Origin of the sequence: Novosphingobium sp. AAP93, from assembly GCF_001296055.1 — a bacterium.
In the GTDB taxonomy this organism is placed as follows: domain Bacteria; phylum Pseudomonadota; class Alphaproteobacteria; order Sphingomonadales; family Sphingomonadaceae; genus Novosphingobium.
The window spans coordinates 1-11620 of record NZ_LJHZ01000098.1 but is presented as its reverse complement, the minus strand read 5'-3'; the positions used below and the strand labels follow the sequence as shown (position 1 = coordinate 11620).

Sequence of the window (11620 nt, the reverse complement as noted above, 5' to 3'; positions counted from 1 at the left end):
ACGAAAGGCCAAATCACCCGCTTGACCCTGCCCCCGCACTGGGGGACACATATCCACCCGGGTCAATTCTCGATGGAAATCCCGGGTCACTTCTCAGTGGCAATCAACAGTTCAAGAGCGCAGATGACAAGCGGAGGAATGGCTGGGCCGTGTTCTTCGCTGGAGAACGGCCCGCAGGCGTGTTCGGCAACTATCGCTTAGGGCTGCGTCAGACTTGGCGTGCCAACGGTGAATCCGGCCCTTTAACCTTGAGCGAACGGTCGGCTCTGCGCGCCAAGCGCAGGGAGGCTGAGGCGGAGCGCCAGCGGCTCGCTGCGGCGGCTTCTGACAAGGCCAGGGCGATCTTTGGCAGCGCTTCACCGGCCAGCGATACGCACCCCTACCTTTTAGAAAAGCACCTGCAGCCCTTCGGAATCCGTCAGAGGGGCCGTCAGCTCGTCATTCCCATGGTCGATGAAGACTACCACCTCTGGAACCTGCAGTTCATCACCGACGACGGCGACAAGCGCTTCCTTCCCAAGGGGCGTACGACGGGCGTTTTCTGGGCTCACCACCTGCGCTCTCTGAAGGGAGATCTGACGGAAGGACCGCTTGTCCTTGCCGAGGGCTATGGGACTGCTGCAGCATGCCACGAGGCCACCGGCTGGGCCGTAGTCGCCGCGATGTCGGTCGATAATCTCTCCGCTGTCGCGCACTCGATGCGCCGCCTCTCCGCCAGCCTGCCCATGATCATCGCAGCGGACTGGGACGGCGCTCCTGACGGCGGACGCGGAACCGAAACGGCGCGGCGTGTCGCTGCAGAGGTAAACGCGCGGCTGGCACTGCCCCTTCCTGCTGATCAGCCGACGATCGAGAAGCTGGACTTCGCCGACCTGTCGCGCGCGGACGCCGCCACCATCCTTCACAACGCCCTGCCTTCCTGAGGACACCCATGAACCACGACAACGACAATGGTCCTGCTGACCTTGCTTCTTGTGCCCCTGAGGTGGTGCAGGACGCTTTGACGTCCCAGCGCGCTATTCGGGCCAAGAGCTACAGGTGGCCGGATCCTTCGACCCTGCCGCGCCGCCAGTGGATGCTTGGCGAGTGGCTCCTCGCTGGCGAGGTCACGGCGATCATTGCTCCGGGGGGTACTGGCAAGTCGACCCTCTCCACCGCAATCGCCCTCTCACTCGCTAGCGGTAAGGCGCTCATTGGCCAGAAGCCCAAGGCAGCAAAGGGCGTTTGGGTCTATAACCTTGAGGATAGTCAGGAAGAGATGGAGAAGCAGGTCGTCGCCGCCTGCATTCATCACGGCATTGGGCGCTCAGAATGCGAGGACCGCCTTTATCTGAACTCAGGGCTCGACATGCCGATCTGTGTCGCCGTCGACGATGATGGAAAGCCGCATCTTAAGGAGGATGTGTTTCTCCAGCTTGAGGCGACCATCCGCGAGAATGACATTGGCGCAGTCATCATCGACCCGCTCATCAGCAGCCATCGCGTGAGCGAGGCATCGAACGAAGCCATCGATCTTATGGTCAAGCGTTGGAAGCGGCTGGCATATCAGACCGGCTGCGCGGTCGTTCTCGTTCACCACACCAAGAAGCTTGGTGGCCGGGAGGCAACCGCAGAGGATGGGCGTGGTGCAGTTGCACTGCGCGATGCCGCTCGCGTTGTACTCGTCTTGAACAAGTTGAGTGCGAACGAAGCAAGCGAGGTCGGCATTGATGCCACGGAGCGCCGCTCGATCGTCAAGGTCGAAATGGGCAAGGCTAGTCGGTCCCCCGGCACTGCCGACACTTGGATCAAGCTTGTCGGTGAAGAGATCGGCAACGGCGATGCCGATGAAGCTTCTGACAACGTTGCTGTTGCAGTTGCATTCGAAAAGCCCGCCGCGTTCGATCCTGTCACCGATGACGATCTCTATTTGGTCTTGCAGCGCCTCAGCGAAAAGCATTGGCGCAAGGACGCACAGTCGCCCGACTGGATTGGACACCTCATCGCTGACGTCGTGGGGCTGAATGTCGGCAAGGATGCAAGGAGGATCAAGCGGATCCTGCAGACTTGGCTCGCAACTGGTGTACTTGCGGTTGAATATCGCGATTTTGGGAAGTCGCGTCCTTCGCCCTGTATCACTGCTGGCAAGCCGTTCGCCTACACCGAGCTTTCCCGTGGCGGACAGAAGCGGCTCGCCGAGAGGTGCTAATCTGGTAACGCGACCGAACCACACGGAACCATCTCCACCACCCCACCCCTTTATAGGGGTGGGAAGGTGGTGGTGGTGGTTTAACCGCGAGTTGAGCGCCCTCTCTTCTTCGTCTGCGGAAACTGCAGGACCTCCGCCCCACTGCGAAGCGCATCAAGGTAGTCGGCCCACCATTGGGCCATTTCGACACGTTCCTGCCAGTGCGCTCCACGATGATAGGCGGCCCGAATGGAGTCCTTGTCCTTGTGGGCCAACGCGCGCTCGATCGCGTCGGGCGACCACTTGCCCGACTCGTTCAAGAGTGTGCTTGCCACCGCGCGGAAGCCATGCGCGGTCATTTCATCCTTCGTGAAGCCCAGCCTCCGCAGTGCGGCGTTCATGGTATTCTCGGAAATCGGCTTCAACGGTGTTCGAATCGACGGGAAGACGTAGCGACCATCGCCCGTTATCGCCTGCATGTACTTGAAAAGCGCCACCGCCTGCCGTGACAGCGGCACAACATGTTCCTGCCTGCCCTTCATGCGAGCTGCAGGGATACGCCAGACGGCAGCATCCAGATCGATTTCAGCCCACTCGGCCCTTTGAAGTTCGCCCGGGCGGACGAACACGTAGGGCAGCAACTGCAATGCCGTGCGGGTCGTCGGTAGCCCCTGTCCCTCGTATTCATCGATCGCCCGCAGAAGCTCTCCAACGCGCCTCGGCTCGAGGATGGCCGCGTGATGCTTTGGCTTGCGCTTCGCCAAAGCTCCTCGCAGATCGCGTGTCGGGTCCGAGGTGGCGAGTTGATTGGCGATCGCGAAGCGGAAGACCCCGCCGATGAACTGGAGCGTGCGGTGAGCTTTCTCGTCGTTCTTGGCAGCCTCGAACGGGCGTACAGCCGCCAAGACGTCGAACGGCTGGATCTCGGTGATGGGGCGATGGCCAAGGGACTTCTGCAGTAGCCGAATGAACCAACGGCGCTTCACGATCGTATTGGCGGCGAGCCCGTCTCGCTCGTTCTTGGCGACGTAGGCTTCCGCCACAGATGCGAAGGTGTTTGCCGCGCTGACCCGAGACGCCAGCACATCTCGACGCTTCTGTTCAGCCGGATCGATGCCATTGGCCAATTGCCGCCGGGCCTCGTCGCGACGCTCACGTGCGTCCTTCAAGCTCACCTCGGGATAGGTGCCCAAGCCCAGCTTCTTCTCTACTCGCTTCGGGTTACCATCAGAATCGCGGCCATCGACCCTATACTTCATCCTCCAAAGCATCCCGCCAGACGGCTGCACCAGCAAAAACAGGCCCTTCTCATCGGCCAGCTTGTAGGGTTTCGCTTTGGGCTTCGCGTTGCGGATTGTCGTGATCGAAAGTGCCATTGGGGGCCACGCCTTTCAGCAGTTGCAATATGGCCCCCACCATGGCCCCCAGAAAAACCGATCATCGACGAGGTTCGGCGGGCTTTGGCGACTAGGCCAGCCCAATAAATGGCAGATTTCCGGGGTTTCTGCAACCTTTGGCGATGTTCGGCGATGCAGGAAATGGTGCCGCTTAGGTGATTCGAACACCTGACCCCATCATTACGAATGATGTGCTCTACCGACTGAGCTAAAGCGGCTTGCCTTGAGGGCAGGCGCGCGCTTTAGCCAGAGGGGCGGCGATAGGCAATGGCATTTGTGCATTCCGGTAGGTTCGGTTTTCTACCGCCATGCCCTCGGGCAAACGGAACGGATAAAGCTCCTGCACCACCCACTGCGATGCGGCTTGACCGGACAGGTCGCGAAGAGTTTGCCGACGTTTGGACGACCGGTGCGGATGCTCTTTGGGCCAACCGGCGAACACGGCGGCCGCTCTCCGGGCCGTGCCTGACGTGTCTCAGGGCCGGACTGCCAGCCGAAGCGCCGTGCGCACCACGAAACCCATCGCGAGCATGCCGAAGCTGATCAGGCAGCCCGACCAGCCGACATAGACCACACTACTGTAAAGCACGCCCGCGCAGGCGGCGGCGAAGATCAGCGGCAGGACCGGGTAGAGCGGAACCTTGTAGGGGCGCTCCACGTCGGGCTGGCGGCGGCGCAGGATGACGACGGCGAGACCGCTCATCGTGAGGAACAGCCAGTAGATCGGCGAAAGGTAATCGACCATCGTCGCGAATCCGCGGCCCGAAGCGGCGCCCCACGCGATCAGCGCGAGTTCCACCGCCGTCTGCACGAGTATCGCCGCGCGCGGCACGCCCTTGCTCTGGTCCCATTGCGCGAGGGCGGCAAGGGCGGGTTCGTCTTCTGCTGCGGTGTAGAGCGTGCGTCCACCGACGATGATCAGCGCGTTGAGCACCGAAAACGCGGCGATGGCGACGCAGACCACGATCGCCGTCTCGCCCGCGGGTCCGAACGCGCGGGCCATCAGCGCGGCGGCGGGCGCTTCGCTGCTGGCAAGTCCCGCCATGCCGAGGCCGCGCACGTAAGCCCAGTTGGCGATCATGTAGAGCGCGGTGATCAGCACCATGCCGCCGAAAAGGGCGCGCGTCATGTCGCGCGGGGAGCGTACTTCGGCGGAGAGCGTGGAGGCATCGTTGAAGCCGCCATAGGCCAGCATGATGAACACCATCGATTGCCCGAAGGCGGCGAGAGAGACGGGGGGCATCGCGGCCGTCGCCACCTGTTGCGGGGCGATCGCCTGCCAGGCCAGCCACAGCGCCGCACCGCCGAGCGCCAGCAGCGCCGCGACATCCATCGCCACCATCGCGATCTGTGCGCGCGTTCCCGTCTGCACGCCGCGCAAGTTGAGCGCAGTGAGCAGGATCACCATGCCGCCCGCCACAAGCGCGCGGGTCAGTGTCCCCATCGGCACCAGCTCGGCGAGGTAGTCGATTCCGACGAATGCCAGCAGCGCGCCCGATGCGGAGAAGATCACCGCAAAGCGCGACCAGGCGAACAGCCATGCCGCATCGCCGCCGAACGCCTCGCGCAGGAAGCGGTAGTCGCCGCCGGTGTCGGGATAGGCTGCAGAAAGCTCGGCATAACAAAGCGCACCGATCAGCGCGAAGACGCCGCCCAGCGCCCAGGCCAGCATCAGCGCACCTTCGCCGCCGAGGCTCTGCGCGACCAGCTGCGGCGTGCGGAAGATCCCGGCGCCGATCACCATTCCCATGACGACCGCGGCGGCGGCAGTGGTGCTCAGCACGCGCTTGGGCTGGTGGTGCGGCGGGAGTTCGGGTGCGGAGTTCATCGAGGGGTAAAGCTAACCGGTTTCCGGGGCGAGGGAAGGTCAGTTGGCGGATTTGACGGTGATGGATTGGCGCAGCACGCTCGACTTGCCGCCAAGCGTGAGCGTGACCGGCCCTTCGAGCCTGATCTTCAGTGCGGCGGCCTGCTGCGGATCGAGCTCGAGACGGTATTCGCCTGCGGGAAGGCGCTCGAACAGGAAGAAGCCGTCGGATTCGCTGCGTGCCCTTGCCGCCAGGCTGCCATCGCGGCGGAGCAGGCGCAGCTGCAGGCGCGAGACGGCGCGGGTGCCGGTGGCGGCGCGGAAGTAGGCGGTGCCTTCGATGTCGCTCAAGGTCACGATCGGAAAATCGCTGGTGTGGATGCGGCCCGGGCGCGGCACGATCTCGATCCCCGGCCGCGCTGGGGCCAGCGCGATATCGGGCATGGAATCGCTGTCCACCCGCAGCGACGCGCGCGCGCCGTCACCAAGTCCGGGGATCAGCGCGCGGCCCTTTGCATCGGTGCGGCTTTCGTGCGTGCCGGAAAGGAACGTGACGCCGGCCACGGGGCCTTCGTCCGGATCGCGCACGCCGTTTGCGTTGGCGTCGGCAAAGGCGGTCACCGCCGCTGCGCCGCCGCTGGTCAGGCCCGGGCGGGCTAGGAATGCGTGGCCGGAGAGTGGATTGCGCCCGAAGCTGAAGCCCACCCGCAGCGCGACCGAGAAGTTACGCCGGGGGAAGCCGTAGGCCCCGTCGAACGCCACGTTGACCGGACCGACCCGGCGGATCGCGGAGAGGCCGAGCGTCGTCTGGTTGTCGGTCAGCGTGTGCGTCACGCCGCCGCGCAGCAGCATGTTCTCCCCGAAGCGCCGGTCGGCTTCGAGCGTAACGGTCTGCAGCTTGGGTGTGGGCAGAATGGCATAGCCGAGTCCGGCCCTGTAGCGCATTTTCGAACCCGACAGCGTGGCCAGATCGAAGTTGCCAAGCAGGCGGCTGGTCGCGGGCGTGGTCGTTGCGCTCACGCGGTTGTAGTCGAACGTATTGGACAGCAGCACGCCGCCCAGCGGAAGCGTCGCGCGAAGCGCTGCGTCGGTCTGCCGGCGGCCGTCAGCAAATTCGATGCGGCGCAACTGCCCGGTGATCGGCAGGACGCGCGTATTGAGGCCGGAGCCGAAACGCAGTGTGGTGTTGAGGTTGAATTCGCTTGCCCGGCGCAGCGGATCGGCGGTGAACGCCCGCACTTCGTCGATTGCGCCGCCGCTGTATTCGGCGTGGTTCACGCTGTAGTTGAACCCGAAAAGCTTGCCGCCGAAGCCCACTTCGACCGTGCTGCCCCCGCCGTCCTGCAGGCCCAGGTCGAGCCGCAGCGCGGTCGCACCGATGCCGCTTCTGAGGCCGGTGGTCGCCAGCCAGTGATGCTTGCCGCCGCTGTCCCACCATGCCGCGCCCAGCGTTGCGGTGACCGCGCGAGAGATGCCGTAGCCCAGCTCCGCCGTCGCGCGCCAGGCGCCGAAATCGGGCGCAGGGCTGAAACGCGGGCTGCGCACGCCGAACAGGTTCATGTCCTTCTGCGCGGCCGCCAGGCTGTAGACGAACTGGCCGGGCGCGAGGCGGCCATCGCCGACACTGATCTGGCGCACCACTTCGCGGCGCTGGCCCTGCGGCCCGTAGAACACGAGCCGGAACACGTTGAGCCCGAAATCGACCGGCACTTGGAGGAAGGCATATTGGCCGTTCACGGGCGTCCGGGTCGATCCGATCAGCGTGTTGTTGCGATAGAGCTCGACTTCGTAGCCATCGAGCAGATCGCCGCGCAGATCGACGGAGTCGAAGATCGAGGCCTGTTCGAGCGGTGCATTGGTGACGAAGGCGCCGCGCCCGGTTACACCGCGCAGGCCCACGGGGAGCGCGCCGGTGGCGACATCGCCGAGCTGGAATTCGGTGGCCTTGAGGGGCCCGAGCAGATCGCCGTCGGGATCGCGCCGGCCCAGTTCGAGGCGTGCGGCGGTAAGCCCGTCGCGGCTCGAGACGCTGGCAAAGGCCCGCGCGGTCATGAAGGCGAGATCGCCGGCGAGGCGCACATCCGCCTCCACCCGCGCGCCGAGATCGTCGTCGGTGAGCGCGCGCAATTCGGTCTCGCCCACCGGAACCGAGAGCGCGCGCCACGGCGTTTCCTCACGCGGGAAACGTGCCGGGGCCTCCTTGCCGGTGCGCGATGCCAGCCGTTCGCGGTCTGCTTCGCGGGCAAGCCGCTCCTCGAAGGGGAAGGGCTCGCGGGTCTTCACTGCTATCGTCTGGGCGCGCAGATCGACCTTGAGATCGAGTGGAAACAAGTCGGAAAAGCGCTCCGCCTTGAGGTATAGTTCGCCCTCGAACGCCACTGCGTCGCCCCTGCCGAGCGGGACCGGCTTGCCTGCCACCACCAGCGTCCCGTCGCGCAAGTTGAGCGTCACGGTGCGCTTTTCGTTGAGGAACCAGCCGTTGGCGTAGTGGCCGTCATCGCTCACCGCGATGGGCAGATCGAGGAAGCGGGTCATCGCCCCAAGCGGCAGATAGACCCCTTGGCGCAGGCCATAGGCGACGATCGTGTCGCTCATCTCGCCCTGCGCGGTCTCGATCTGGAGGATGAGCTCGTCGTCCTCGCTGATCACCGGCGCCTTTGTCGCCGCGCCGAGTCCAGCCTGATCGGTGACATTGGCGCGCAGCGGCGAGGCGGTAAGCGCAGGCTTTGGCGCTGCGGCGGGCGTGCCAAAGGCAGGCTGGGGCAGCGCGCGGCGGCTTTCGGCAAATCTGGGCGCAGCGAGTTTGGGCGAAGGTGCCGGGGCAGGCATGGCGGTGGTCGCCACGGTGGTCAGCGGCAGCGTGGCCGGTGCATAGGCAAGGCGCGTGGGAGATGACGTCGGCGTGGGTGGTGGGGGCTGGGCGGATCGGGCAGCCGGAGGCTCCGCCGCACCAAACGCGGGGCTCGGCAGCGCCTCGGCTAGTTTCACCGGTGGCGGAGGCGGCGTAACCGGTGTGGGGGGCGCAGCCAGCTCTGGTGCAGGCTGCTTGGGCGGCGATGCTGGAGCAACCGCTGCTGCCGCTGGTGGCGCCACACTGACCAGGGCGGTTGCAGGCGGACTCGGGGCTTCAGGCGAGCGTTCGGAAGCCACGGTTGCCAAGTTTGTCGTCGTGGCGACCGCCTCTTGCCGCAAGACAGGTGCCGTCGCCACTTCTTGCGGCTCAGCTGCCTTGGCGGGTGCGACTTTGGCGGGCGAAGAGAGCGCCGTGGTTGGCAGAGGCGGCGTGACGACGGGCTGACGGGATGTGGTTACCGCATCTGGCTGCGCCACAGGCGGCGCCGGGGCTGCTGCCGCAGGAGGCCCGAAACTCGGTGCAGGCAGCGGATCGTTTGCGGCCAGCGCAGCAGGCCGCGGCGGTTCAGGCGGCGGCGAAACGGCTTCCGCAACCCTTGGCACGAGGGACGTTGCCGCCTCTGGCTTGACCACTGGCACGGTTGATGGCGCGGGTTCCGGCACAATCGGCTCGCGGAACTCCGGCGAAAGCACACCGGCACTTTCAGGCAGCGGCAAGGCTTTGGCCAGCTTGGGCGAGGGCAGTCGAGCTTCCGCAGGCTTTATGCGCTCGCGCTTCGCACCGGTCTTCCGTCCGGGCTTGGCCTCAACCAGCTTGGTCTCGGCCGCAGCAAAGCGCGGCTCCGGCAGCTTTTCCGCCCGCTGCGCCTTCTTCGCTTCGCGCACCGGATCGGGGGCAGGGCCCTCCGGCGCCGTCAGTTCACGGCGCGCCGCATCGCCCGCGAGCGCGAGGGTGGCGCCCAGCACGACCCGCAGCGACGTGGAGGATCCGCGATCGTCCCCCCCGCGCTGCTTCACGGCACGATGAATTCCTGCCGCGCGAGCACTTTGCCGGGTGACATGTCGTCATCGACATAGCTCACTGTCCAGCGCGTGCCTTTGGCGAGGAAGCGCGGCTCGGTTGCCGGATCGATCAGGACTTGCACGGCGCGCTCGGCAATCTCGGTGTAGACGCCGATGCCCTTGATCTCCGCTACCGGCTTCTTGGCGCCGGGTGCGGTGATCGTGATATCGCCGAAGGCCGAGCGCGTGCCCTCGCGCGTGATGGTGAGCGCAAGCGCGGTCGGGCCACCCGGCTGGGTGTTCAGTCTCAGGTCCTTGAGGCCCGCGTTGAGTGTCGTTTCGCCCACGCGCACGATCACCGGGATCGAGATGCCGAAGCGCGGCACGATGCGCACGCCGATGCCGTTGTTGGTTTCCGCCCCTGCCGCCTCGTCGATGCTGGTACCGCCGGTTTCGGGCGGAACCGAAACGACGGTGAAATGCGAGCGGTACTCGCCGGGCGGCAGCTCGGGCGGGACCCGCGCCATGATCCGCACCATCTGCGCCTCGCTGGCGGGCAGCGCGACATGACGCGGCGACCAGCGCAGGAAGCCGCTGGCGGTGTGGACGGCATCGCGCGCGGCGGCGTCCTGCACCGAGGCGAGCTCGACCAGCCGCCCGTCGCGCTGCATCGCCATGTCGCTGACGGTGATCTCATACTCGCCCGCCGCCGCAGCGCGGTTGTAGAGCCCGACGCTGGCGATGCGCGTGCGCTCGTCGATCACCACGCGCTTCGGAAACAGGTTGATATCGCCCATGCCGCCAACCGCGCCGGCCGGCAGAGCCGCGGGAGCAGGAGGGGCGTCAGGTGCGTCCTCAGCCTGGCCCGCGGCTTGGGCCAAGGCATCGGCAGGCATCGTCAATGCTAGGCTGAGGGCGAGGGCGGCTGGCGTCAGCTGTGCCGCAAGGCCGCGATGTCCGAAGATAAACAAGAGGTACGTCCCGGGTCAGCGAAATAGGTTAATGCCCTTATGGGGAATCCCTGATTCGCTGGCAATCGCGGACTACTGATAAGTCACAGTTACGGCATAGGTGCCGGTGTAGGTGCCGGTCGTCTGGTTCGCGCCCACGTTGAGCGTGGCGCCGACCGATAGCGCGAAGGACCGCGACGCGCTGAAGACGGTGCCGGGCGTCCAGTTGCTGCGCAGCGCGCTGAGACGCATGTTGCGCGTGCCCTGCCGCAGGATCACGACCGTGGGCAGATCCACGCTGAAGGCCCGGCCCGCTTCACCCACGACCGCAAAAGTGCCGGGGCCACGCCGGGTGGTCTGCGCGATGGCGGTGCCGGTGAGGACGCCGCCGGTGGTGGTGATCGCGCCTGCGGGCGAAAGGACCACAGTGCCCGCAGCGGTCGGCCGCGTGATCTGCCCGAACGACAGGGCATCGATCGGCGCTATGGTCAACGGCGTGAGGATGACCGCCTGCGCCGCGCCGCTCACGGTGGAGCTGCTCGGGGCTGCGAACGCAGTTCCGGCAAGGGAAGCCATGGCGCAGACCATGGCCGCCATTCCGGACAGGAATCGCGAGGCGGGTAACATCGAGGTTTTCCGTGTAACGAGAGGGCTCTGGCCGGGGGCTGCCGCTGCGGCACGCCCCCGGCAGGCTCAGGTCGATCAGTTGTACGTAACGGTCGCGTTGTACGAACCGGTATAGGCACCGGCCGGTTCGCTGCCGAGCACGGTCAGCGTGCCGCCGACGGTGAAGGTGGCGGAGCCGCCGGTCAGCGTGCCGGCCACGGCCGAGGGCGTGGTGGTGAAGCTCATGGTGGTGCTGCTCACCGGGTCGGTAACAATGCCCGAAGCGGTCGAGATCGAGAACGCACGGCCCGCATCGCCGGTCACGCCGAAAGCGTCCGCCGCATTGGTCGAACCCGGGACGAAGGCGACGTCGCCGCCGACCGTGCCGACGCCGGCGGCCGAGACGGTGATCGAACCACCCGTGCCGGTGGTGAAGCGGCCGAAGCCGAGCGCGGCGCCCGGGGTGTGGGTCAGCACGATGGGCTCGACGATGGTGGCGGTGGCAGTGCCGTTGGCGCTCGAGGTGTTGCCCGAAGCGGCGAAGGCAGGGGTGGCGGAAACGAGCGCGATGGCCGAGGCGAGAATGATCTTCTTCACGTGTAAGCTCCCGAAAGAAGGCCGTGGCGCCTCCCCCCGTGGGCTGCGACACGTCCGATAAACTGCGGTACTGCGAACTCGGGCTGGATCGCCGTTATTCGGTACGTAGTCGTACGTATTCGGGGCCAGTTAATGGGTGGTTATTCGCATTTTTACTTAAAAAGTGTCTCATAATGGGAATATAAACTAGGGTCAGGACTCATTGATCAGAGCCAGAAGCAGAACGTTGCGGCGATGGTGA

8 protein-coding genes and 1 tRNA gene are annotated in these 11620 nt (G+C 65.7%); 2 read left to right on the top strand and 7 right to left on the bottom strand.

What is annotated here, in order from left to right; all coding sequences use genetic code 11:
- Both IP83_RS20335 and IP83_RS14960 read left to right on the top strand, forming a co-directional pair.
- Positions 1–923, top strand: a 923-nt coding sequence (locus tag IP83_RS20335) for a toprim domain-containing protein (RefSeq protein ID WP_231625067.1), incomplete at its 5' end; no start/stop codon positions are given.
- Between the two features lie 8 nt (positions 924–931).
- Entirely contained in the window at positions 932–2188 is a 1257-nt protein-coding gene (locus tag IP83_RS14960; protein ID WP_082364739.1) for an AAA family ATPase, read from the top strand.
- An 80-nt stretch (positions 2189–2268) separates the two neighbouring features.
- Here the strand turns inward: IP83_RS14960 and IP83_RS14955 are convergent, their stop codons facing one another.
- The 7 genes from IP83_RS14955 to IP83_RS14925 all read right to left on the bottom strand — a co-directional run bounded on the left by IP83_RS14955 (position 2269) and on the right by IP83_RS14925 (position 11379).
- Complete coding sequence (locus IP83_RS14955) at positions 2269–3543, bottom strand: integrase arm-type DNA-binding domain-containing protein (RefSeq protein WP_054123032.1); 1275 nt, start codon at positions 3541–3543, stop codon at positions 2269–2271.
- Positions 3544–3706: 163 nt separating this feature from the next.
- Positions 3707–3782: transfer RNA gene (locus IP83_RS14950), tRNA-Thr, on the bottom strand.
- A gap of 257 nt (positions 3783–4039) precedes the next feature.
- Positions 4040–5392: an APC family permease gene (locus IP83_RS14945; protein ID WP_082364738.1), complete on the bottom strand. Its 1353-nt coding sequence runs from the start codon at positions 5390–5392 to the stop codon at positions 4040–4042.
- A gap of 39 nt (positions 5393–5431) precedes the next feature.
- Positions 5432–9241 (bottom strand): hypothetical protein, encoded by a 3810-nt coding sequence (locus IP83_RS14940; RefSeq protein WP_156309746.1) that lies wholly within the window; start codon positions 9239–9241, stop codon positions 5432–5434.
- The gene (locus tag IP83_RS14935) at positions 9238–10107 is read right to left on the bottom strand and encodes a hypothetical protein (protein WP_156309745.1); all 870 of its coding nucleotides are present in this window, start codon (positions 10105–10107) and stop codon (positions 9238–9240) included. The genes IP83_RS14940 and IP83_RS14935 overlap by 4 nt, the downstream gene beginning before the upstream one ends.
- Positions 10108–10269: 162 nt before the next feature.
- Positions 10270–10752 carry a DUF4402 domain-containing protein gene (locus tag IP83_RS14930; protein ID WP_197274391.1) on the bottom strand — a complete coding sequence of 161 codons (483 nt, stop codon included), beginning with the start codon at positions 10750–10752 and terminating at the stop codon, positions 10270–10272.
- A 126-nt stretch (positions 10753–10878) separates the two neighbouring features.
- Positions 10879–11379 carry a DUF4402 domain-containing protein gene (locus IP83_RS14925; RefSeq protein WP_156309743.1) on the bottom strand — a complete coding sequence of 167 codons (501 nt, stop codon included), beginning with the start codon at positions 11377–11379 and terminating at the stop codon, positions 10879–10881.
- Positions 11380–11620: the final 241 nt, after the last annotated feature.

Bases quoted from the DNA above. Each gene is read 5' to 3' on its own strand.
- IP83_RS14955 (WP_054123032.1), bottom strand. From the start codon at position 3,543: ATGGCACTTTCGATCACGACAATCCGCAACGCGAAGCCCAAAGCGAAA.
- IP83_RS14945 (WP_082364738.1), bottom strand. From the start codon at position 5,392: ATGAACTCCGCACCCGAACTCCCGCCGCACCACCAGCCCAAGCGCGTG.
- IP83_RS14930 (WP_197274391.1), bottom strand. From the start codon at position 10,752: ATGGCTTCCCTTGCCGGAACTGCGTTCGCAGCCCCGAGCAGCTCCACC.
- IP83_RS14960 (WP_082364739.1), top strand. From the start codon at position 932: ATGAACCACGACAACGACAATGGTCCTGCTGACCTTGCTTCTTGTGCC.